Genomic DNA, 21,452 nt, shown 5'->3' on the forward strand with positions numbered 1-21,452 from the left:
AGTACTTGAGCGGTGAGCCTCAGTGCTCGCCGTGCTTGCCGCCCTCGTGTTCCTCGATGAACTCTTCCACGGGGTCGGTGCCTGCTGCTGCCGCCTTGCGCTTGGCCACGAATCCACGCCCGATTTCAATGAAGATCGGGATGACCGAGATCAGGACGATGACAATGAAGATGATGTCGATGTTGTTTCCGACCCACTCGAACTGGCCAAGCCATGCGCCAAGCAGTGTAACGCCGCCGCCCCAGAGGACGGCACCGATGACGTTGAAGAGGAAGAACTTGCGCTTATCCATCTGTGCAACACCCACGATCACCGGCACGAAAGTGCGGATGATGGGAACGAAGCGCGCGAGGATCAGCGCCTTGCCACCGTGCTTTTCGAAGAAGGCATGGGCGCTCTCCACATTTTCCTTCTTGAAAAGCCGTGAATCCGGCTTGTTGAAGATGGCCGGGCCGGCCTTCGATCCAATGAGATAGCCGGTCTGGTTGCCAATGATGGCAGCCACGATGATCATGCCGCACATGGCCCACAGGTTGAATTCGATGGCGCCGGTGGAGACCAGCAGTCCCGCCGTGAAAAGCATCGAATCACCCGGCAGGAAGAAGCCCACCAGGAGGCCTGTTTCTGCAAAAACAATGGCGCAGACCAGGAGGACCACCCACGGTCCCAGCGGTGAGTCGCGGAGGAACACGTCGGGGTTCAACCAGTCCGGCAGGAACGAAGCCATGGAGGGCTGAACCGGTCCCGCGCCCCCGAAAGTGGATACGGCAAGGTCGTTTATCGCAGAAAAGATCACCCATCAAGCCTACTTGACGGCCGTCGTCGTGATTTTCGGGGGGAGAACCCTTGACTCTTGCTTCGCTGCTTGTATGGTTAGTTACATGAGTAATGAACCAGTGAGGCGGAGGTGCTCGTGATCGATGACACCAAGCCGATCTTCCTGCAGATCGCCGAACTCATCGAGAACGGAATCGTGGACGGCACCATGGCCGAGGAATCCCAGGTGCCCTCCACCAATGAGTTTGCCGCTTTCCATCGCATCAACCCGGCTACCGCTGCCAAGGGTGTCAATGTGCTGGTGGATTCAGGAATTCTCTACAAACGCAGGGGGATAGGGATGTTTGTTGCCACGGGAGCCCGCGCCCAGTTGATCGCGCGCCGCACCGAAGAGTTTGTGGAGCAGTACGTCAAGCCGCTGGTGCTGGAAGCCCGGAAGTTGGGCATTTCGGCGGAGCAGCTGAACACCATGATTGAACGCAGTTCCGGGCTTGCCCCGGAATCCGGGACAGACAAGGAAAGGAGCGCGGCCCTGTGAACGACACCATCGTCGAGGCCCGTAACCTGATCAAGCACTACAAAGACCTCAACGCGCTGGACAACGTCAACCTCCGACTCTCCGCAAACCGCATCTACGGATTGCTCGGACGCAACGGCGCGGGCAAGACCACATTGATGTCCATCCTCACCGCCCAGGCTTTCGCGACCTCAGGCGAAGCGTTGGTCTTTGGGGCCAGCGCTTATGAGAACGATGCCGTGCTGTCCCGGCTCTGTTTCATCCGGGAGTCACAGAAATATCCGGATGACTTCCAGCCCCAGCACGCCTTCCGATCCGCAGCCCTGTTTTACAAGAACTGGGACCAGGACTTCGCCGACCGGTTGGCCGGGGACTTCCAACTTCCCGTCAAGCGTCGGATCAAGAAGCTCTCGCGGGGTCAGTTGTCCGCCGTCGGCGTCATCATAGGCCTGGCCTCGCGCGCGGAACTGACGTTCTTCGACGAGCCATACCTGGGGCTCGACGCCGTCGCCCGCCAGTTGTTCTACGACCGCCTGGTGGAGGACTACGCAGAGCACCCGCGCACCATCATCCTGTCCTCCCACCTGATCGACGAGGTGGCCAACCTGCTGGAGCATGTGGTGGTCATCGACCGGGGCCGGATCATCATGGACGCAGATGCCGACGAGATCCGTGGTTCGGCCGTCACCGTTTCGGGATCAGCGGACAAGGTGGACGCATTTTTGGCCGGCCGCAGGATCCTGCACCGCGAGACGCTGGGGTCCCTGGCTTCCGTGACGGTGGATGAGGCCCTCAGCAGCCGCGAGCGAACCGAAGCGCAGGAGTTGGGCCTGGAACTGTCGCCCGTTTCCCTGCAGCAACTGGTGGTCCGCAAGACCATGGCCGGGGCGGGAGCAACAGGAACAGGCAGTGCAGACTTCGCCGATAACACGATGGAGGCAAGGCGATGAGCAGGACAGCAGCAGTTGCCCGGATGCAGCTGATCAATAAGTGGACGTATATCGGCTGGCCGCTGACGATCCTTGCGGCCTCCTTCCTGATGTCGCTGGCCATCTTTGCCCTGATCCCGGTCCAGGAAGGCAAGTACGGCGGGGGAAGCCAGGCCCCCCTGTGGTACTTCCTGGTCCTGGGGATTCAAAGCATGACCTTGGTGTTCCCCTTCTCCCAGGGCCTGAGCATCAGCCGCAAGGCCTTCTACCTGGGAACGTTGGGGCTCTTTTCCCTCATTGCCCTCGGGATGACGGGGCTGTACCTTCTGGGCGGCGTCATTGAAGCGGCCACCAACGGTTGGGGTGTGTACGGATACTTCTTCAAGATCCCGTGGGTTACGGACGGGCCGTGGTACTCCACCGCAGCGTTCTTCTTCATAGTGATGATGTTCATGTTCATCATCGGATTCTGGTTCGCCACCATCTTCAAGCGCTGGGGGACAACCGGGACCTTGATCTCAACCCTCGGAACCGGGCTGGTCCTGATTGGTATAGCCGCCTTGTCCACCTTGCTTCAGTGGTGGGGAGTGATAGGAAACTGGTTCGCCCAGCAGACGCCGCTCACCATCAGCGGATGGGCTGCGCTCCTGTGCGTCGTCCTCGCGGCAGGTTCCTACACAACTCTGCGCAGGGCCACTCCGTAGGCACCGAATGTAGCGTTGACCACAATGCAGGCCGGAAGGGCCGCCCCACTGCGGAAATCGGAAAGGGCGGCCTTTTTCGGCTGTAACCTTGTCCAGTGGCATTGGACTTTACGGCGATCGACTTTGAAACAGCCAACGGCTTCCGGGGATCGCCCTGTTCGGTAGGCCTCAGCAAAGTCCGTGGCGGGGTTGTAGTGGAGGAAGCGTCCTGGCTGATGCGCCCACCGGAGAACCACGACCACTTCGAGTTCCACAACACCCGCATCCACGGCATCCGCGCCGAGGACGTTGCCGGCCGCCCGCGGTTCGGTGAACTCTTCCCGGAAATCGGCGCCTTCATAGGTGGCGACGTCCTGGCCGCGCACAACGCAGCCTTCGACCTCGGGGTCATACGTTCCGGTCTTGAAGTATCAGGCCTGGCCGGACCGGCCTATGACTACGTCTGCACGGTGATGCTGTCCCGGCGCTGCTACTCGCTGGTGTCAAACTCCTTACCGTATGCCGCGGAGGAGGCCGGCGTGCCCCTGGTCAACCATCACGATGCCGCCGAGGACGCCCGGGCCTGCGCCGGTATCCTGGTGGACATCGCCCGGCGGAACAACGCCAACAGCATCGCCGAGCTCTACCTTTCCCTGGGTCTTAACCTCCCCCAGCAGCCGGCGTTCGACCCAGCGCAGGGCCTTTCCAAAGCGACCCTCTCCGCGCTCGCGGCCACAACGCGAGGTGCGGCAGAGGGTGCCCTGGAACGAGCCGTTGGCGGCCCCAGTGGATGGTCGGCCTGGCCTGAGGAAGGGCCCAACCCCCTGCCCAATCCCGCCGCGGAGCCGGGGCATCCTTTGTTCGGGCAGACAGTGGTTTTCACGGGTGATCTCGCGATCACGCGGCCGGAAGCCAAATCGCGGGCCGCGGACATGGGAGCACGCCCCGAAAGCCGGGTGACGGCAAGGACCACCGTGCTTATAGTTGGCGATGGCTTTGTGGCAGGCGACCTTCGCGCCGGACGACTCACTGGCAAAGCCAAGCGGGTCCTGGAACTGCATGCCAAAGGCCAGCAGATCGAGGTTGTGTCCGAGGGCGAGTTCCTGCAAATGGTGGGCGGTGCCTGACCCGCAAAGGGTCATACTGCGCAACAATGCTTCCCGCTGGGGGAGATGCGCTCCTAGCCTTGGGGCATGGCCAAGCCCGCACTTCCTCCAGCACCGGTTCGCCAGCAAGCCGATGTTCATGATCGTCCTGCGCGCCCTGCGGTTGGTTGGCGGGCTGTTTTCGCGTTTCCCAACCCCGTGAACGAATACGCCGCCCGCATCACGGCCGGGTTGGTAGTGGTCCTGGCCGTCGCAACCCTGCTGACCGGCTGGGGCTGGGGTTTGGTGATTATTGCCGCCGGCTTCTGGCTCCGCGTGCTGTTTGGTCCCCGGATCTCTCCGTTGGCGCTGCTGTCTGTCAAGGTTCTGGCACCACGGATCGGACACGCCAAGCTGGTGGCCGGTCCGCCCAAGCGTTTCGCGCAAGGCATCGGTGCCGCTTTGACGAGTGCCGCCGTCGTTCTCTTCTTCATCGGCTACCAGCCGGCCGCGTGGCTCCTTCTGGCGCTTCTGATCGTAGCGGCGTCCTTGGAAGCGTTCGTCGGATTTTGCCTCGGCTGCGCGATCTTCGGCTTACTGCAGCGCCGTGGCCTCATTCCGGCCGAAATTTGCGAGGCCTGCAACAACATCACGCTGCGCAGCACCACGTAGTACCCGTCAGCCAGTGGTGACGGCGAGGAGCCTTCCCGCCATGCCGCGGATGACCTCGGGTGCTTCCAAAGCCTCAAGCCAGGCGCCTGGGAGGCATTCTTCACCGTAGAAGGCCCCCAGTATGTTGCCGGCGATGGATCCAGTGGAGTCACTGTCGCCGCTGTGGTTGATGGCAACTGCGATCGCGTTGCGGAAATGGTCCGCCGGCGAACTGCCGCTCGTGGCCAAAACGGAGTAGAGCCCGACGGCGAGTGCCTCCTCTGCGATCCAGCCCTCGCCGAGCGCTGCGGTCAGGTCTTCAGGGCTCAGGGCGGTGGACTGCTGAGACAACTGCAAGGCCGCTTCCAGCCTTTCGCCGAGTTCCGGGGCCTTGGTGGGAACACCGTTCACGTAGTCGAGTGCCTCGTTGGCAGCGCTGCGGACGTCGTGTCCGGCCACGATGTGATGGATCAGCAAACTGAAAGCCGCCGCACTGAGGCGGGCCGAAGGGTGCCCATGCGTCAGGGACGCGGCATCGGAGCTCAGCTTGTAGACGGCCTCCCGTGAGATGTGCGGAATCAGTCCGAAGGGAGCCGAGCGCATCACCGTACCGCATCCCTTGGAGTCGGGATTGACCGGGCGAGCGACGGTGCCCATCTGACCGGTTGCCAGGCCGCTCAGGCACGCGTTTCCCGGTGCCCTGCGGTGCCGGAGCACTTCCTGGGCGTCGATCCACCGGGGCTGGGGTACAGGGGCGGAAGAGGCGACAGCGACGTCCTGGGTTTTGAGCCACCGCAGGTAGGCGAGCCACAGGCAGGCGATCTCGTCAGCTGCCACACCGTCGTTCGCCCATTCGAGGGCTTCCACCAGACCGTCAACGGTGTACAGCGTCATCTGGGTGTCGTCTGAAAAGTGGCTCGCGTCCCCGAGCTGGCCAAACCCGGTCAGCCCGGCAGCACCATAGTGCGCGCGGATCGCTGCGATGGAATCGAACTCCACGGCGTAACCAAGGGAATCGCCCAGTGCTCCACCCAAAAGTGAGCCGTGGACACGGGATTCGAAGGATGGCGCAACAGGGGAAGAAGGTTCAACACTCATGCCAGTAACTTACCGTGCCCGCGAACGCCCGCTGGTATGGTGGGGAAGCTGCCCGGCACCGATGAAACCCTGGAGAGACTGCGTGCGTGAACCTGCTTGGCGACGGACCGGCAAGACACCTGATTACAGGTTCTCGCTTGCCAACGAACGTACCTTCCTTGCGTGGATCCGCACCTCCCTGGCCCTGCTTGCCGGGGCGGTGGCTGTTGACCAGTTGGCTCCCAACATCGCGCCGACCCCCGTTCGACTGGTCCTCTGCGTCTTGCTGGCGCTGGTTGGAGCGGGTTTGGCCGCCTTGTCCTACCGCAGGTGGGGGCAGATGGAAGCGGCAATGCGCAACGACCAAGCCCTTCCGTTCTCCCGCGTGATGATGTTCATGACCATCGTGGTGGCTTTGGCAGCCCTCGCCTTCGCGGTGCTGATCCTGGTTGCCCGGTGAATAAGGACATCTTGTGAGTGTGGAAGTCCGCGATCCCGGTCTCCAACCGGAGCGAACAACCCTGGCCTGGCGCAGGACCTTGATTTCGTTGGTGGTCGTTGACCTGTTCATTTGGCGGAGTTGGCTGACGTCCGAGCCATCCACCGCCAGCGCCGCCGCCGGGCTCCCGGGACTTGACTACCAAGGCATCTGCGCCCTCGTGGCGGCCGCCGCCACCATCGTCCTGGCCTCGGCGGTGTGGGTTCGCTCACGCCAGCTCCAGGCCGGAACCAACGCTGCTTCCGCGCGGCTGGTACTGGTCAGCACCGTGGCCGTGATGGGCCTTGGCGGTACGGCGATCGCGGCCATAGCCTTGGGCGGATAAGCTCGGAGGCGGGATTCAGCAACTGCCCAGACTCGGCTGGGACAATGCTCAAGGGCCATCGGCTTCCGGCCAGGCTTGCCAACGCCCTTGACGCTCCGGGCAGCCGTCAGCAGTACATCAGAGCCTGCAGCACGCTGCGGGGCCAGCAAGGCCAGCATCCAGATCAACCGTAAGGACACCTTCGACATGACCTCTCCTGTACAGGCCACACCCGAACACCAGCCGGGGCTCACTGCCCGGTTGTCGGCTGAAGCTTTGGGATCGATGTTCATTGTGGTCGTGGCGGTGGGTGTCGGGATTTTCTCCAACCCCAGCGGGGCGCCCGTACCCGTGGCCCTCGCCGCCGGGCTCACCGTGACAGTGGCCATGCTGGCGTTCGGGCATGTGTCCGGTGGGCACTTCAACCCGGCCATCACCCTGGGCAACCTGATTGCCGGTCGGATCCGGGCAGTAGCCGCCGTGGCCTACCTGGCGGCGCAGCTCATCGGCAGCGTTGTTGGTGCCGCGCTGATCTACTTTGTGGTCACCACAGTCCCCGTGCTGAAGGACGCCCGCGCCGCCTTTGACGTTGTGGCGCCGGGCTACGGTGAACATGCTGCAGCCCAAACGCAGATGGCTGGGGTCCTGATGGTTGAAATCCTTGGTGCTGCCCTGCTCGTTGCAGTCTTCCTGGGGGCGACGGCCGGCCGCAGGGCGGTTCCCGCCCTGGCTCCCTTCGCTGTGGGCCTGGCCATGGTTGTGCTGCTTCAGTTCGGCCAGGTTCTGGGCAACCTTCCCTTCAACCCTGCGCGGGCCACGGCACAGGCATTCTTCAGCTCTTCCTGGGCCATCGAAGGACTGTGGCTCTTCTGGGTGGCACCGCTGTTGGGCGCGGCGCTGGCCGGGCTGGTCTTCCGTGGCTTCCAGGGTCTTGCGGAAGGCAACGGTGCCGGGTCGGCGGACTTCCAGGCCGCCCATGATGACGACGTCAATGCTGCCTTCGACGCCGATCACGACCTCACTGAGGTCGGCGCCGGAACCAGTGGCGCCAAGGAGCAGCAGGCTTCTGCGAAGAAGGACACCGTCAACCCTGCACCAGCACCTGCTGCGGCCGCCGACGATGACGCCCGCGACTTCTTCGACGGCAAAAAGGGCTAGCAACCAGACAGGATCGACGGCGGTCGGCTTGCCTGCGCTTTATTGTCAGTACACCCGGTTAACTTGGGAATATGCGGTTACTTCACACTTCGGATTGGCACCTTGGCCGATCATTTCACGGCGTAGGCATGCTCGAAGCCCAGCGCGATTTCGTGGACCAGTTGGTATCGGTTGTCGAAGCCAGGTCCGTTGACGTCGTCCTGATAGCCGGCGACGTGTATGACCGCGCTTTGCCGGGCCTGGACGTGGTGAAACTCCTCGATGATGCGCTTGTCCGGATCACCCAGGCAGGCGCCGCCGTTGTCTTGACCAGCGGCAACCACGACTCCGCCATCCGGCTGGGCTTTGCCTCCCGGCTGTTGGAGCGCGGGGGAGTGCACTTACGGACCCGGGTGGAGGACCTGGACGAACCGGTGGTTTTTCCGCTGGGATCGGACCGCAGCCATGGGGATGTCGCCATCTACGGCATTCCCTATCTTGAGCCCCGGCTGGTGGCCGAGCGCATGGGCGTCGATACCGCCAACCACTTCGACGTCACTTTGGCGGCTGTGGAACGGATTCGGCGCGATGTCGGGCACCGTCGGGAAGCCGGACCTGTTTACCCAGTAGTCCTTGCGCACACTTTCGCCAGCGGAGGCATTTCCTCGGACAGTGAGAGAGACCTCAGTATCGGTGGACTGGGAGCCGTGCCGTTGGATCTCTTCGAGGACTTCGCCTACACCGCATTGGGCCACCTCCACGGGCGCCAGGAGCTGGCTCCCAACGTCCGCTACTCCGGCTCGCCGCTGGCCTATTCCTTCTCCGAAGCCAAGCACCATAAGGGTGCCTGGCTCGTGGACATCGGCCCAGGCGGCGCCGTCGGAGTCGAAGAGGTCCTGTGGGGGTCGCCCAAACCACTGGCCATGCTGCGCGGCCCGCTGGAGGAACTGCTGGCATCCGGGGAACATGCCTGGGCGGAAGGTGCCTACTGCCAGATCACGTTGACGGATGCCGTGCGGCCTGCCCAGGCGATGGACAGGGTGCGCAGCCGCTTCCCCGACACACTGGTCCTTGCCTTCGACCCCGAAGGCGGTGAGTCCCGGGCCGGGACGAGCTACAGCAGCCGGCTCGCCGAGGCCGAAGATGACCTCGACGTTTGCTGCGGCTTCCTGGAACATGTCCGGGGCCGCGGTTCCGGAGATGCAGAAGAAGCCGCATTGAAAGAGGCCCTTGAAGCTGTCCGGTTGGAAGAGGCGGAGCTGTGAGAATCCACCGCTTGGATATCGAAGCGTTTGGCCCGTTCGCCACGCCCCAGCACATCGACTTCGACCAACTCAGTGCGCAGGGATTGTTCCTCCTCAACGGCGCCACCGGGGCCGGGAAGACCAGCATCCTGGATGCCATCTGCTTTGCCCTGTACGGGTCCGTTCCAGGCGCCCGTCAGGAAGGCAAACGACTCCGCAGCGATCACGCGGCGCCCGGTGCTGAACCACGTGTGGTGTGCGAGTTCTCTGCCCGGGGACGTCGTTTCGAAGTGACGCGCTCGCCCGCATGGGATCGTCCCAGTGCCCGTGGGCGCAATGGCTTCACCACGCAGCAGGCCAAGACCCTCCTCCGGGAACGGGTGAATGGAACCTGGGAAGAGAAGTCCTCCAGGAATGACGAGGTAGGAGCTGAACTTTCCGACGTCCTGGGAATGGACCGGGAGCAATTCACAAGGGTAGTTATGCTGCCACAGGGTGACTTTGCCGCCTTCCTCAGATCCAAGGCAGGCGACCGCCTCGAACTCCTGCAGAAACTCTTCGGCACGCAACGTTTCGAATCCGTCGAACGCCACCTCGCCCAGCAAGCTGCCGTCGCGGCCGGCGCAGTGCAGGAGAATACGGCGGAACTGACCATGCTGCTGGACAGGGTTGCCGCGGAGCGTCAACAACTGGACGATCACCAAGCCGCACCAGGGGATTCAGCAGGCACCGCGGCCACCATCACGGCAGGACAAGAGCCCGAGGAATGGCTTGCCGAGGCGGAAGCCGAGGTAGTTGCCGTTTGGCAGCGTCGTCAGGACGAGGCCACGGAAGCGGAGTCCGCGGCGGCCCGACTCGCCGGGAAATTCCAGGAAGCCCAGGAGAAAGCGTTGCGTCACGGGCGTCTTGGCGCCGCAATGCAGCGGCGGATCCTGCTGGAGCTGGCTGCCCCCCGTGCACATGAGAACAGGGAGAGGCTTAGCCGGCATCGCCGCGCCGCCGTGCTCAGCGGCCAACTGGAAGCCGTTGATGCCGCAGCGCGCAAGCTCCAGGCCGCTACAGCCCTCGCAGCCGGGATTCGCTCGACAATGGACGAAGCAGGCGTGAACCCTGTGAACCCCACCGCTTCCCTGGAGGTCGTCAAGGCAAGCTGCGCTGTGCTGGAGGCTCGTCTTCCCGATGAGCAGCGATTGGACGGATTGGCAACACGCATGGTGGCCAAACGCGCCGAGTCGGCTGAACATGCCGCAGCATCGGAAGCGGCGCGCTCCGCGTTGGAAAAGCTCCGTGAAGAGGTTGCCACAGTGGAGTCGCACATCGGGCCCCTGGAACCCGTTGCTGAGAAGCTGTCGGAGCTTGAAAGGGAGGCTGCCGCGGCCACCGAGTTGGTAGGGATCGTGGGTCGGTATGCGGCTGCCGCCGATGACCTGGAGGACATCACCGGAAAGCATCTCCAAGCACGGTCGGCGTCGCAGGACGTCCGCCAGCAGTGGCTCGACATCCGGGAGCTGCGCCTCGCCAATGCAGCTGGGGAACTGGCTGCGGCCTTGGAAGACGGCGTACCGTGTGCGGTGTGTGGGAGCGAAGACCACCCGAATCCAGCTGCCGCAGTACGATCAGCCCTCTCCCTTGCCCAGGAAGAGGAAGAGCTGAAGGAGCGTTTCGACGCCACTGAGAGAGCCGTGGGAGAGCTCGCAGGGCAAGTCTCCGAGGCGGCCCAGGTTCTCGCCGGGCTGAAGGCCCAAGGAGGGTCTGCGGATGCGGCTGAGGCTGAGTCCAAGCGTGCGGATGCCCAGCAGGCTCTCTCTGCGGCCCGCAAGGCAGCAGCGTCCTTGGAGACGCTGCGCAGCCGGCAGCAATCCCTTGCCCAACGCATCGACCTCGTGGAGGAAGAACTGTCCGGGTCCCTGGCCAATGCAGCCCAGGCGTCTTCGGAGGTGTCCCTGCTGGAGGAACAGCATGCTGACCTGGAGAAGGAACTGGCTGGTTTGAGGGGCGGCTTTCCGAGCCTGCGTGAAAGGTTGGACGCCTTGTCCGCCGAGCGCACACTGCTGCAGGCAGCAACTGATGCCGAACGCAACGTCGAAAGTGCCGTGCAGGCACAGGAAGATGCCATCGCCTCTCTCGGCCGGGTCCTGCCGGAATCCGGATTCGGATCTGCCGAAGAAGCGCGTCGTGAACTCCTGCCGCCCGCCGATGTTGTAGGCCTTGAGAAGGACCTGGCCGATTTCGACGCTGAATCTTCCCGCCTCGATGAACTGTTTGCCGGCGAGGACCTGGTTCTGGCAGCCAAGGAAGTGAGTATTGGCGAGCTTCCGCTGCCGGATACCGAACTTGCCGGGGTAAAACTGCTGGCAGCGGATGCTGCGGACAAGGCCCGTGCCGCAGCTCTGGCTGCGGGCCTGGCTGGAAAGTCGTCCGAAGCTGTGTCTCGTTTTCGGAAGGCCTACCTTGAACTCGCTGACGCCGGCAAGGAGCCGCGGAACAAGGCACGGCTTCTGGCAGAGTTGGCGGACACAGTGAGGGGATCCGGTGATAACAGTTACCGGATGAGCCTGAACACATACGTTTTGGCCGGCCGGCTGGAACAGGTAGCCATCGCCGCCTCCGAGCGGCTCGTTGCCATGAGTGATGGCCGCTATACCTTGCAGCATACGGATGCCAAGGCAGCGCGGGGTGCAAAGTCCGGGCTGGGGCTGGAAGTGGTGGACGAGTGGACCGGCCAGCGCCGGGACACCTCCACCTTGTCCGGTGGCGAATCCTTCATGGCCTCGTTGTCCCTGGCGCTTGGCCTGGCCGATGTTGTCCAGCAAGAGGCTGGTGGCGTGGACATCGAGACACTGTTCGTCGACGAGGGTTTTGGAAGCCTCGACGAGCAAGCACTGGAGCAAGTGATGGATGCTCTGGAAGGACTGCGCGACGGCGGCAGGGTAGTTGGCTTGGTCAGCCATGTTGCCGAGATGAAACAACGGATCACCAGCCAGGTGCAGGTGGTAAAGGGCCGCCACGGATCCACCGTGCGAATCGCCGAATTGGTTCCTGCCTAGGCCATACTTCCTGCTGGGAACATATCCGATAGACTTAACCCGTTACACCGGGTCGCGCGCATCGGGAGGAGGGACGATGCGCATCCTTTAGCGAACCCGGATTAATGGAAAAATCTTCTGTGGCTTCCCAGCCTCTGTCTTCTGCACCATCACGCCCCTCCCGCCTGCCCGGCCGTTTTGCGCGGCTCCCGGAACTTGCAGGACCCGGGTTCCTGCCCTTGGGCCTCTTCGCCCGCCTTCCGCTGGCCATGCTCACCGTCGGAACCCTGACCCTCGTCACGGCCGTCAGCCAGTCCTACGCCATCGGTGGCATGGCTGCCGGAGCTGTCGGCATTGGTTCGGCCCTGGGTGCCCCTGTCCTCGGTTCCCTGGCCGACCGCGCAGGGCAGCGGATCGTGCTCCTGGTGGCCGCTGTCATGAACGCTTTGGCGGTCGCCGGACTTCTTGCGGCGGCCTACCTGACGCCGGCCTACGGTTCCGCAAGCGACGCTGTCGGTGTCCTCATCGCGTCATTCCTTGCAGGTGCCAGCTGCCCGCAAGTCGGCCCGATGGCCAGGGTGCGGTGGATGGCTTTGACTACCCGGAACCTTGCCCCCTCGGCAGCCAACGGCAGCAGGAGCGTGGCAGCAAACCGCGCAGACCTCGATACCGCGCTGTCCTACGAGGGCACCGCGGACGAGGTCACCTTTGTCCTTGGCCCGGCGCTGGTGGGTGTCCTGGCCAGCATGGTGGCCCCATGGTTGCCACTTGCCCTGGCTGCGGTCATGACCATCACGTTGGTGCCGGCTTTCGCCGTCCACCCCAGCCAGCATGCTGTGGTTCCAGCGCCTCGCAAGGCGGCTTCCGGCGTCGTGCCTTCCGAGCAGCCCGCGCAGGCTGGTCCGCAGCGCCGCAATCGTTGGGCCGGTGCTGTGGTTGCCGTACCTGTGCTGGCAATGGTCTGCATGGGTACCTTCTTTGGGGCGACGCAAAATGCGTTGAGTGCTTTCTCTGCCCAGTACGCCACCGCCGAAATCGCGGGGATCCTCTACGCGGTGATGGGCTTGAGCTCTGCGGTGGCTGCGTTGTCGGTCGCGTTCTGGCCACAGCGGTTCAGCCTGGCCTCCCGCTGGGTTGCGGCCGCGCTGGCGATGTCGGCCTTGTCGCTTTTGCTGCTCTTGCCCGGCGGTATTTGGCCGATGGTCTTTGTCTTGCTGATTTTGGGTATTCCGGTGGGGCCTGTGATGGTCACGGTCTTCAGCATTGGCGGCGTCGTGGCACCGGCCGGCCGTATGGCAACGGTCATGACAGCCCTCGCCAGCGGAATCGTCGCTGGTACGGCTCTGGGCGCGTACCTGGCTGGGCAACTGGCCGAGACGCAGGGGCCGGGTGCAGCATTCGTCGTTTCCATGGCCGCCGCGGCTGGCCTGCTGCTGCTGGGCGTTGTGACGTCCCTGGTGATGAAGCGCCGGCCTCAGTCGTAGTTGCTACACGGCCTCGTTGCGGTAGCCGGTGGGGGAGTTCCCGAAGGCTGCCCGGAAGATGCGGCTGAAATGGGCGGCGTCGGTAAACCCCCACCGTGCTGCGATGGCGGTGACGGGGCGATCAGTCAGCACAGGGTCCCTCAGGTCGCGCCGGCACCGTTCGAGCCGCCGTTGCCGGATGGAAGAGGCCACGGTGGTACCGATTTCCTGGAAGAGATCGTGCAAGTGCCGGGTCGAGATGTAATGGGCAGCGGCAATGGTTCCGGGCGAGAGTTCGGGATCACCGAGGTTCGCCTCGATGTAGTCGTGGATACGCCCCAGCAGCAGCAGATGCGGATCCCGTCCGGTCTCGATCAGCTGGTCAAGCTCGCCATTGAAGAGTGTGGTCACGAGGTCCAGCGCGTTATGCACCAGCCGGAGACCATTGGTGCCCGACAGGGCTTCAAGATTGTCGGCCAGTCTTACCAGGAAGGGGCTGATGAGTTGGCCTAGGCCCTCATCGCCCGGAATGCGCAAGGCAGTGACATGGCCCATGGCCTCGGCCGGCAGGTCCAGCAAAACGTGCGGGAACATCAGCACCAAGGTGCGGAAGTCGTCGTCGAACGTCAATTGATAAGGGCGGGAGGTGTCATAAATGGAGAGATCACCCGGGTGCAGCACGGCCTCGCGTTCGTCCTGAACCAGGCGGCCCGATCCAGCGAGCTGGATGCTGAGTTTGAAGAAGCGGCCCGTGGACCTGGCAATCAGCTCGGGTGTGCGCTGGACGGTATGGGGTCCGGCGGTAACCTCCACCACGGAGATCTGCCCCAGCACGCGTGCACGCATAGTGCCGTGGAAGGTTGAGCCTTGGAAGGACGAATTGGTGGGACCCGTCGCCAACAAGGGCACGAATGAGGTGGAGATTGCCTTGCTCCACTCCTGGAACGACTCCGCCACGATGGTTTCCACGGTTGCGGGGCCCGTATCAGCCGCGACGGTCATCAAACTCCCTTTCAGTGGCCCGCGGCGCCGCTGCCACTGGGGCGGGAATGTCGGTTGGGCGGACGTGAGCTTGCCCACGATTCTACACCGGGGACCAGGCCGGGACCGTGCATGCGTGGACCGACAAACACCCTGCCGTGTGAGACAAGTCACGCCATGCTTCTGCGGTGGAAGATTGCGGAATGACAGACACCGTGCCGCGCATTCTCCCGCGGCACCGAGGCAGGAGCACACTATGAGCGTGGACAACCCCGTCAAGGGCAGGGCGGCCGGAGCCGTAGGCACCAAAAGGCGGCTCGGCGTACCAGCAGTAACTTTCATGATCATCGCGGCCTCGGCGCCGCTGACCGTGCTCGCAGGCGGCGTCACCACCACTTTCGCGGTCACCGGTGTCACCGGGGTGCCACTGTCTTTCCTGATTCTGGGTGGAATTTTGGCGCTTTTCGCTGTGGGGTATGCCGCCATGAGCCGGTACGTCACCAACGCTGGGGCGTTCTACGCCTACATTGCGCAGGGCATCTCAAGGCCGGCCGGCGTGGGAGCATCACTGATGGCCCTCATGGCTTACAACCTCATGCAAGTGGGTATCTATGGCTTGTTCGGTTTCACCGTGTCCTCGCTCCTGTCTGCGCGGCTTGGCATCAGTGTTCCTTGGTGGATCCCTGTGCTGGTCTGCATCGCCATTGTTGGGTGGCTGGGAGTCAACCGGGTAGACCTGTCCGCCAAGGTGCTTGGCGTTCTGGTGGCCTTGGAGTTCCTGGTGGTCATTGTGTATGACGTCATCAGCCTTGCTGTGGCCCCCGAAGGCATGAGTGCAGCAACGTTCAGCCCCGAAAGCCTGTTCGTTCCCGGGATCGGAGCAGTCCTGTCCTTCGGTATCGCTGCCTTCATGGGCTTCGAGTCCGCTGCCATTTACGGTGAGGAATCCAAGGACCCCAAGCGCACCGTTGCCAGGGCGACGTTCGCAGCCGTGGGAATCATCGCAGTGTTCTACGCCGTATCAGCCTGGGCCATGACCGTGGGCGCCGGCCCCTCTGCTGTGGTCGAATCAGCGGCGGCCAGCGGGCCGGACATGATGTTCGCGTTCCTTGGTGCCAACGCAGGCGTACTGCTCAGCGACATCGCCCAGGTCCTCTTCGTGACCAGCCTCTTCGCAGCACTCGTCAGCTTCCACAACGCAGTAGCCCGCTATTTCTTCTCCCTCGGCCGCGAGCGTGTCCTGCCGCCGGTGCTGGCCAAGGTGCGGACAGAAAGCGGGGCGCCCTTCGCCGGTTCGCTGGCGCAGACGGTGATTGCCGTCGTCGTGACCATCGCTTTCGCCATTGCCGGCGCCGGGTCCGAACTGGGCGGGCTGTACCCCGTCTTGACCATGTTCACCTGGCTCACCAACAGCGGCGCGATGGGCCTCGTCCTGCTGATGACCGTAGTGTCGGTGGCTGTGATCGGCTTCTTCCGCCGGCAGCAGCACGGGGCAAGCTTGTGGGTCAGGGTGATCGCTCCTGGGCTGGGGTTCGTGCTTCTGGCCATCGTCTTCGTGCTCATCATGACCAACTTCAACGTCCTGCTGGGACAGGCCGAGTCCACGGCCGCTACGTTTGTCCTTCCGATGCTGGTGTTGCTGCCCGGAGTTGTTGGTGTCATCTGGGGCTTGCGCCTGCGGCGCTCGCAGCCGGCACTGTACGCCCGGATTGGCCACGGCGCCGAGGACTGAATCCCGGCGAAACTTACGGAAGCCCCGGCGAGTGTTCCTCTCGCCGGGGCTTCCGTGTCTTCCGTTGATGTTCTGTTCCGGTGGGCTACATCTCCGCAGCAGGGTCGAGTTCCGGGCTGTGGCGGCTGATGCTGATCAGGCGTCCGCGGGCGCCGAAGGTGAAGTGCACGGGCTCCGTGCCTGCCTCGTCCCACCCGAAGAGGCTGCCGTGGGACCTGATGGCGTGGGGATCGCGGTGGTCGGCGATGGTGACCGAGCCGCACGGTATGACTTTCTCGCGCCAGGTGAACACAAAAATTCCCGGGCGGATCTGTAGCACGGTGTTGGAATCCGTGTCTGCCAATCCGCGCTCCGGTCCGGCCAGGCACTGCCATGTGTACCAAGTGGGGCTGAGGTAGATGTGCTCATAAGCGTGGGATTCGCTGTACGCCCATTCAACGCGGCGACCAATGAGGGCGTTGCTTTCTGAGATTGCCGCCCCCGTGGTGTCGTGACCGTCGAGCGTTCCTGGGCGGAAATCGTGGTGGACGGCGACGCTGGAGGCTGTTGCCCTGCCGAGTGCGGCGCCAATGTAGAGCGCCCTGCCATGCAGCAGGTCCAGGACCAGGGAAACGGCGAGATCGGGAGCGTCCTGACTCTGCCATTGGGCGTAGAACAGGCCCTCGGCTACGAGGAAGGCCTCATAAGGGGCGGTTCCTGAGTGGCCGGCCGCAGCCCATTGGACCTCTTCGTCGTCGAAGCTGAACGTCATGGGGCCGCCGTCATTGCGGACGGAGAACTGTTTTCCTGCCAGGTCCTGCACTGTGGGTGCCTTGTAGGCGTCGAAGCCGGGGGCCAGTCCGTCCAGTGGCAGCCAGTTGGAGGTGTCGAGGAGATTCAGGCTCATGGGTTCCTTCTTGGACTCGAATGAAGGACCGGACGGCGTGTCCGGTCCTTCTTTCGAGTATTCGCTTCGTCGCGGCCATCGTCTTGTGCTGTGGGGCACGTCACTTGACCTGCAAAGAAAGGTTCAGCCCTGGGGAAAAGTTCAGGCCAGCTGGCTTTCTATCCGGGCCGCACTGGCTGCGAGCGCTTTACCGACGGCGTCGGCGTCCTGATCGAGCCGGATGTAGACGACGGCGATCGCGGCCGGCCGTCCACCCGGAACCTGGATGGGGGCGGCGATGGAGGACAGGCCGGCGATGACCTCGTCATGGCTGGTGGCGTAGCCGAGTCGGCGCGCCTCATGGGCTTCGGGGCGGTAGGGGTTGCCTGAGCCGACTTGCTGCCAGCGTTCCTCGGTCATGGTGGATTGGATGGCTATTCCGGGAGCTCCTGTGCTGACCGGGTGGCGGCTTCCGGGGTGTTGGGCGAGCGCAGCGCCTGAGTGTCGTGGCTCAACGGTGACCAGGGTGACGCATTCCTGGTGGTCCCATACGGCGACGAAGGCTGTCATGTGAAAGGCGTTGGCGAGTTGGGTCAGTTCGGGAAGTGCCGCGGTTTGAAGGTTCCGTGAGACGCCGCTGGCCAGGACGGCCAATCCGGGTCCGGGCTGCACCCGTCCTGAGTCGTCGCGTACCAGCAGGGAATGGTCTTCCAGCGTCCGGAGGATTCTGTAGGCCACGGAGCGGTGAACGCCCAGAGCTTCGGTGAGTTCGGCAATACTGAGTGGCTTGTCTGCCGCAGCGAGGATCTCGAGGGCGCGGATTCCCCGGGAGAGGGTTTGAGACGGCGGAGCTGGTATCGCCGCTTCCGTTGGAGGGTGGACATCGCTGCGGGGATTCATGCGACCCATCCTATGTTGGCGCGAACTTCCAGGGGGCTGTGCTTTGGGTCACAGACTGTAGTATTCTTTCCTAACTGACCGTTCTGTCGGTTAATGCAAGTCAAGCACCGACCAGTCACCCTCACCCCCATGGAGTTCCAATGACCGCAACTTCCACTGTCGACTCTCCGTCAGGACCCAGCAGCAAGCGCGAAGAGCGCCGGGTTCTGGCCGGGACACTGGTGGGCACCACCATTGAGTGGTACGACTTCTTCATCTTCGCCCAGCTCACGGCGACCCTTCTGGCGCCGCTGTTCCTCTCTCCTTTGGAGAAGTCCAACCCGGGCGTCGCCCAGCTTTTGTCCTTTGCCACGATCGGCATCAGCTTCCTCTTCCGTCCCCTGGGGGCTTTCGTTGCCGGACACCTCGGCGACAGGATGGGCCGCAAGGCCGTCCTGGTCATGACGCTGGTCATGATGGGTGCAGCTACTGCGCTGATCGGCATGCTGCCCACCTACGCAACCATCGGCGTCTGGGCTCCCATCCTGCTGATTACCTTGCGCGTAGTCCAAGGGTTCTCCGCCGGTGGTGAGTGGGGCGGTGCTGCACTCATGGCTGTGGAGCATGCGCCGCTCAAGAAGCGCGGGCTTTTCGGCGCCTACCCACAGATCGGTGTTCCCATCGGCATGATCCTGGCCACCGGCCTGTTGTTCCTGCTCCAGTCGGGAATGTCCAAGGAAGATTTCGCCTCATGGGGATGGCGCGTGCCATTCCTGTTGTCAGTGGTCCTGATTGTGGTGGGCTACCTCATCCGCCGGGCCGTGGGTGAAAGCCCTGTCTTCAAGGAAATCGCCCAGCGCAAGGCCGAAAGCAAGGCGCCCTTGGGCGAACTCTTCCGCAAGAATAAAAAGGAAGTTCTCCTTGCTGCGTTGATCTTCATCGCCAACAATGCCGCCGGGTATCTGCTGATCGCCTTCTTCATCTCCTACGCCACGCGTACATTGAAGATGCCCACCCCGCAGGTCCTGCTTGCCACCACCATCGCCTCGTTCGGCTGGCTGATCTTCACCATGGTGGGTGGTTGGTTGTCGGACAAGATCGGACGCGTCAAGACGTTCTTGATCGGTTATGGTTTGGTCTTTGCCTGGATGATCCCCATGTTCGTGCTGATCGATTCCAAGGACATCGTGCTCTACGGAACCGCTTTGTTCGTCCTGACCATCGGCTTGGGACTGTCCTACGGTCCGATGTCCGCCATGTACGCAGAAATGTTCCCGGCCCAGGTCCGCTACTCCGGAATCTCCATTGGATACGCATTGGGGGCCATCCTGGGTGGTGCCTTTGCCCCGCTCATCGCCCAGGCACTCCTGGATACCACCAAATGGTCCGGCTCGGTGGGCATCTACATCATGGTTCTGTGCGTCATCTCTGCAATTGGCGTGATCCTCGCCAAGGAAACCCGTGGACGGCCGCTGGGTTACAGCGTTCACCACTAGAAGCTGCAACAAGAAAAAGCGGGTGCGGTCCATAGCGGACCGCACCCGCTTTTGCGTGAGGTGCGACGCCGGCTACTTGCGGCCGCCAGCGGCAGCACCTGCCAACTGGCTCACCACATCAGGGTCGGAGAGTTGTTCGAATCGCTCATAGAAAGCGCCGACAGCATGGAATTTACCGGGTGTGTGAAGGACTATCACCGCGTCACACACCCGCGCCAATGACGTAGAGGCCTCCAGCGATGCAACCGGCACTGCGGCTATGACAGTGCGCGCCCCTGCAGAACGAACCGCTTCCACAGCCGCCCGCATGGTTGCACCTGTGGCGAGTCCGTCATCGGCCAGCACCACAGTCTTTCCGCGAAGGTCGTGGCCAGTGCCAGGGTATTCCTGCGCCCGCCGGAGAAGCTCGGCGCGTTCATGGGCTTCCACAGCATCAAGCGAGGACTGGGAGATGCCGTGGGTGAGGATGAGTTCCCTCAACGGTTTGTTGACGATACGGAGGACATCCCCCTGCGACCAGGCCAAGGCACCGAAGGCGGTTTCATCGCGGCCGGGGATGCCGAGCTTGCGTACCAGGACAGCGCCGAAAGGCAGGTACAGCTCTGCTGCTGCTGCGGCGGCCACGGGAACTCCACCGCGGGCAAGGCCCAACACGATGGTGTCCGGCTGCTCCCTTAGCTGGGGGAGGGCTTCAGCCAGGCGTCGACCGGCTTCCGCGCGGTCCTTGAAACGCATGCCCATCTGCTCCACTTCCACGAAATCCGTTGCAGTTCCAAGCCTACCGTCCAGACCTTGCCCGGCAGGGTCTCCGCTGAAAGCATGGGCTTGTGAACAAGCCCATCGGATATTGGATCAAGAGGCTGGATGCCGCGCTGGAAGCCCAACTGGACAGCATCCTGGCCAGGATCAAGCTCAGCCGCCGTCAATGGCAGACCCTCAGTGTCCTGTCCGAGGGCGCCATGCTTCCGGACCAACTGGAGGAATCCCTGCACCCGTTGTGGGGTAACGATATCCGGATGCGGGAGAGGGAACTCGCGGCACTGGTTGGTCGGGGGATGATCACCATGGTCGATGACCGGCTGGTCCTGAGTGACCGGGGACGGGAAAAATACCACGAAGCCCAGCGGTTGGTGGAAGCAGCGCGGCAGGACCTGTCCATGGGGATTGGCATTGACGAGTACGCAATGGCCCTCAGCGTACTGGAGCGCATGAGCCTTAACGCGGAGCGGCTGGCCCGCTGACTGCTGTCAGCCGGACCAGCCGCCGCGGGCTGCAGCACTAGACGCCAAGGAACTCCAGCGCAGCGTCCTTGAAGGCCCGGCTGGTGATGACATTCGTATGCGTCCGTCCGGGAATGACCAAGGTTTCCACCATGCCGCCACGCTTGCCGGCAATGGAAGCCAGTTCCGGCATGCTCGCCGCGCGCTCGTCCCTCTCGCCGGCAACCAGCAACAGGGGCATGTGCGGGGCAGCCTCGGCGGGATCGAAAGGTTCTCCCTTGATGGCCTCAATGAGGGACAACAAGGCGAACAGGTTGTTGCTGGGCAGCATCTGCGCCATCTTCAACAGTCCGGCCGTGGAGGAGTCCTCGATGGGTGTGCCGTCGGCCAGGTAGCGTTGTGCGGCAACGAGGTCGAAAGCTGCCAAGGGATCGGCGGAGCTTGGTCCGCCCAGGACGATCCTGTGCACCAGGTCTGGCTGGGTGGCTCCGAATTCCCACGCAAGCCGCGAGCCCAGCGAGTATCCGATCACATCCAGTCCCGTTGAAGGGTCGCCATCGCGCAACGGCCGCGCTCCGGCGTCGGTGACGATTTGGAGGAGATCCGCGCGGATGCGGCTGGGCGTGTAGGAGTCCAGGTCCTCGGGGGAGTGGCTCCGCCCATGGCCCGGCAAGTCCACGGTGATGACCCGGCGGCCGGCGTCCTGGAGCGTGGTGATCCAGCCGCTGTCCTGCCAGTTGAGTTTGCTGGACGAGGAGAAACCGTGGATCAACAGGACAGGCCGCAGCCCGGCATCGGCAGCCGGCTCATGGACTTCGACGAACAGTCCGGGATCGGTGCCCTCCACTGTGTGCCTCTGCTGTTCCACGGTGTGCCTGCCGGTCATG

The 21,452-nt window shown here is 63.4% G+C and carries 21 protein-coding genes; 14 read left to right on the forward strand and 7 right to left on the reverse strand.

What is annotated here, in order from left to right; genetic code table 11:
• Nucleotides 1-19: 19 nt before the first annotated feature.
• The gene (locus WBN73_RS06045) at nt 20-781 is read right to left on the reverse strand and encodes a DedA family protein (protein WP_198318480.1); all 762 of its coding nucleotides are present in this window, start codon (nt 779-781) and stop codon (nt 20-22) included.
• A 132-nt stretch (nt 782-913) separates the two neighbouring features.
• On the opposite strand from WBN73_RS06045, the gene WBN73_RS06050 reads away from it, so the two are divergent.
• From WBN73_RS06050 to WBN73_RS06070, 5 genes are all read left to right on the forward strand, one after another.
• A complete protein-coding gene (locus tag WBN73_RS06050; RefSeq protein WP_207593882.1) occupies nt 914-1,315 on the forward strand; it encodes a GntR family transcriptional regulator in 402 nt (133 codons plus the stop codon).
• Nucleotides 1,312-2,244, forward strand: coding sequence for an ABC transporter ATP-binding protein (locus WBN73_RS06055; RefSeq protein ID WP_280623071.1), 933 nt, complete (start codon nt 1,312-1,314; stop codon nt 2,242-2,244). Before WBN73_RS06050 ends, WBN73_RS06055 begins: the two co-directional genes overlap by 4 nt.
• The gene (locus tag WBN73_RS06060; protein ID WP_207593880.1) at nt 2,241-2,927 is read left to right on the forward strand and encodes a hypothetical protein; all 687 of its coding nucleotides are present in this window, start codon (nt 2,241-2,243) and stop codon (nt 2,925-2,927) included. Before WBN73_RS06055 ends, WBN73_RS06060 begins: the two co-directional genes overlap by 4 nt.
• 95 nt (nt 2,928-3,022) lie before the next feature.
• Nucleotides 3,023-4,033 carry an exonuclease domain-containing protein gene (locus tag WBN73_RS06065; protein ID WP_207593879.1) on the forward strand — a complete coding sequence of 337 codons (1,011 nt, stop codon included), beginning with the start codon at nt 3,023-3,025 and terminating at the stop codon, nt 4,031-4,033.
• Nucleotides 4,034-4,099: 66 nt separating this feature from the next.
• Nucleotides 4,100-4,663 carry a DUF4395 domain-containing protein gene (locus WBN73_RS06070; RefSeq protein ID WP_337339700.1) on the forward strand — a complete coding sequence of 188 codons (564 nt, stop codon included), beginning with the start codon at nt 4,100-4,102 and terminating at the stop codon, nt 4,661-4,663.
• Nucleotides 4,664-4,669: 6 nt separating this feature from the next.
• Here WBN73_RS06070 and WBN73_RS06075 read toward each other — a convergent pair whose 3' ends face one another.
• Nucleotides 4,670-5,740 carry an ADP-ribosylglycohydrolase family protein gene (locus WBN73_RS06075; protein ID WP_337339699.1) on the reverse strand — a complete coding sequence of 357 codons (1,071 nt, stop codon included), beginning with the start codon at nt 5,738-5,740 and terminating at the stop codon, nt 4,670-4,672.
• An 82-nt stretch (nt 5,741-5,822) separates the two neighbouring features.
• Here WBN73_RS06075 and WBN73_RS06080 point away from each other — a divergent pair, with 82 nt between their 5' ends.
• From WBN73_RS06080 to WBN73_RS06105, 6 genes are all read left to right on the forward strand, one after another.
• Entirely contained in the window at nt 5,823-6,179 is a 357-nt protein-coding gene (locus WBN73_RS06080; RefSeq protein WP_337339698.1) for a YidH family protein, read from the forward strand.
• Nucleotides 6,180-6,192: 13 nt separating this feature from the next.
• Entirely contained in the window at nt 6,193-6,543 is a 351-nt protein-coding gene (locus WBN73_RS06085) for a DUF202 domain-containing protein (RefSeq protein ID WP_242703334.1), read from the forward strand.
• A gap of 186 nt (nt 6,544-6,729) precedes the next feature.
• On the forward strand, nt 6,730-7,680 hold the full coding sequence (locus tag WBN73_RS06090) for an aquaporin (RefSeq protein WP_207597586.1): 951 nt from the start codon (nt 6,730-6,732) through the stop codon (nt 7,678-7,680).
• Between the two features lie 71 nt (nt 7,681-7,751).
• On the forward strand, nt 7,752-8,924 hold the full coding sequence (locus WBN73_RS06095) for an exonuclease SbcCD subunit D (protein WP_280623067.1): 1,173 nt from the start codon (nt 7,752-7,754) through the stop codon (nt 8,922-8,924).
• A complete protein-coding gene (locus WBN73_RS06100; RefSeq protein WP_337339697.1) occupies nt 8,921-11,950 on the forward strand; it encodes an SMC family ATPase in 3,030 nt (1,009 codons plus the stop codon). Before WBN73_RS06095 ends, WBN73_RS06100 begins: the two co-directional genes overlap by 4 nt.
• Nucleotides 11,951-12,054: 104 nt before the next feature.
• Entirely contained in the window at nt 12,055-13,413 is a 1,359-nt protein-coding gene (locus tag WBN73_RS06105; protein WP_337339696.1) for an MFS transporter, read from the forward strand.
• 3 nt (nt 13,414-13,416) lie between these two features.
• On the opposite strand, the gene WBN73_RS06110 is transcribed toward WBN73_RS06105, so the two are convergent.
• On the reverse strand, nt 13,417-14,394 hold the full coding sequence (locus tag WBN73_RS06110; RefSeq protein ID WP_337339695.1) for a helix-turn-helix domain-containing protein: 978 nt from the start codon (nt 14,392-14,394) through the stop codon (nt 13,417-13,419).
• 235 nt (nt 14,395-14,629) lie between these two features.
• Between WBN73_RS06110 and WBN73_RS06115 the strand changes: the two genes are divergently transcribed.
• Nucleotides 14,630-16,105, forward strand: coding sequence for an APC family permease (locus tag WBN73_RS06115; RefSeq protein ID WP_337339694.1), 1,476 nt, complete (start codon nt 14,630-14,632; stop codon nt 16,103-16,105).
• A gap of 85 nt (nt 16,106-16,190) precedes the next feature.
• Here WBN73_RS06115 and WBN73_RS06120 read toward each other — a convergent pair whose 3' ends face one another.
• Nucleotides 16,191-16,991 carry a MoaF C-terminal domain-containing protein gene (locus WBN73_RS06120; protein WP_280623062.1) on the reverse strand — a complete coding sequence of 267 codons (801 nt, stop codon included), beginning with the start codon at nt 16,989-16,991 and terminating at the stop codon, nt 16,191-16,193.
• Between the two features lie 141 nt (nt 16,992-17,132).
• Nucleotides 17,133-17,879 carry an IclR family transcriptional regulator gene (locus tag WBN73_RS06125; protein ID WP_443193247.1) on the reverse strand — a complete coding sequence of 249 codons (747 nt, stop codon included), beginning with the start codon at nt 17,877-17,879 and terminating at the stop codon, nt 17,133-17,135.
• A 131-nt stretch (nt 17,880-18,010) separates the two neighbouring features.
• On the opposite strand from WBN73_RS06125, the gene WBN73_RS06130 reads away from it, so the two are divergent.
• The gene (locus WBN73_RS06130) at nt 18,011-19,345 is read left to right on the forward strand and encodes an MFS transporter (protein WP_172326041.1); all 1,335 of its coding nucleotides are present in this window, start codon (nt 18,011-18,013) and stop codon (nt 19,343-19,345) included.
• Nucleotides 19,346-19,417: 72 nt separating this feature from the next.
• Here WBN73_RS06130 and WBN73_RS06135 read toward each other — a convergent pair whose 3' ends face one another.
• Nucleotides 19,418-20,101 carry a phosphoribosyltransferase gene (locus tag WBN73_RS06135; protein ID WP_337339693.1) on the reverse strand — a complete coding sequence of 228 codons (684 nt, stop codon included), beginning with the start codon at nt 20,099-20,101 and terminating at the stop codon, nt 19,418-19,420.
• Nucleotides 20,102-20,172: 71 nt separating this feature from the next.
• Between WBN73_RS06135 and WBN73_RS06140 the strand changes: the two genes are divergently transcribed.
• On the forward strand, nt 20,173-20,586 hold the full coding sequence (locus WBN73_RS06140; RefSeq protein WP_207593862.1) for a MarR family transcriptional regulator: 414 nt from the start codon (nt 20,173-20,175) through the stop codon (nt 20,584-20,586).
• 37 nt (nt 20,587-20,623) lie between these two features.
• Here the strand turns inward: WBN73_RS06140 and WBN73_RS06145 are convergent, their stop codons facing one another.
• A complete protein-coding gene (locus tag WBN73_RS06145) occupies nt 20,624-21,451 on the reverse strand; it encodes an alpha/beta fold hydrolase (protein ID WP_337339692.1) in 828 nt (275 codons plus the stop codon).
• Nucleotide 21,452: the final 1 nt, after the last annotated feature.

Source organism: Paenarthrobacter sp. CCNWLY172, from assembly GCF_037402035.1.
In the GTDB taxonomy this organism is placed as follows: domain Bacteria; phylum Actinomycetota; class Actinomycetes; order Actinomycetales; family Micrococcaceae; genus Arthrobacter.

Bases quoted from the DNA above. Each gene is read 5' to 3' on its own strand.
- WBN73_RS06060 (WP_207593880.1), top strand. From the start codon at position 2,241: ATGAGCAGGACAGCAGCAGTTGCCCGGATGCAGCTGATCAATAAGTGG.
- WBN73_RS06070 (WP_337339700.1), top strand. From the start codon at position 4,100: ATGGCCAAGCCCGCACTTCCTCCAGCACCGGTTCGCCAGCAAGCCGAT.
- WBN73_RS06075 (WP_337339699.1), bottom strand. From the start codon at position 5,740: ATGAGTGTTGAACCTTCTTCCCCTGTTGCGCCATCCTTCGAATCCCGT.
- WBN73_RS06090 (WP_207597586.1), top strand. From the start codon at position 6,730: ATGACCTCTCCTGTACAGGCCACACCCGAACACCAGCCGGGGCTCACT.
- WBN73_RS06095 (WP_280623067.1), top strand. From the start codon at position 7,752: ATGCGGTTACTTCACACTTCGGATTGGCACCTTGGCCGATCATTTCAC.
- WBN73_RS06105 (WP_337339696.1), top strand. From the start codon at position 12,055: ATGGAAAAATCTTCTGTGGCTTCCCAGCCTCTGTCTTCTGCACCATCA.
- WBN73_RS06110 (WP_337339695.1), bottom strand. From the start codon at position 14,394: ATGACCGTCGCGGCTGATACGGGCCCCGCAACCGTGGAAACCATCGTG.
- WBN73_RS06115 (WP_337339694.1), top strand. From the start codon at position 14,630: ATGAGCGTGGACAACCCCGTCAAGGGCAGGGCGGCCGGAGCCGTAGGC.
- WBN73_RS06120 (WP_280623062.1), bottom strand. From the start codon at position 16,991: ATGAGCCTGAATCTCCTCGACACCTCCAACTGGCTGCCACTGGACGGA.
- WBN73_RS06125 (WP_443193247.1), bottom strand. From the start codon at position 17,879: ATGGGTCGCATGAATCCCCGCAGCGATGTCCACCCTCCAACGGAAGCG.
- WBN73_RS06130 (WP_172326041.1), top strand. From the start codon at position 18,011: ATGACCGCAACTTCCACTGTCGACTCTCCGTCAGGACCCAGCAGCAAG.
- WBN73_RS06145 (WP_337339692.1), bottom strand. From the start codon at position 21,451: ATGACCGGCAGGCACACCGTGGAACAGCAGAGGCACACAGTGGAGGGC.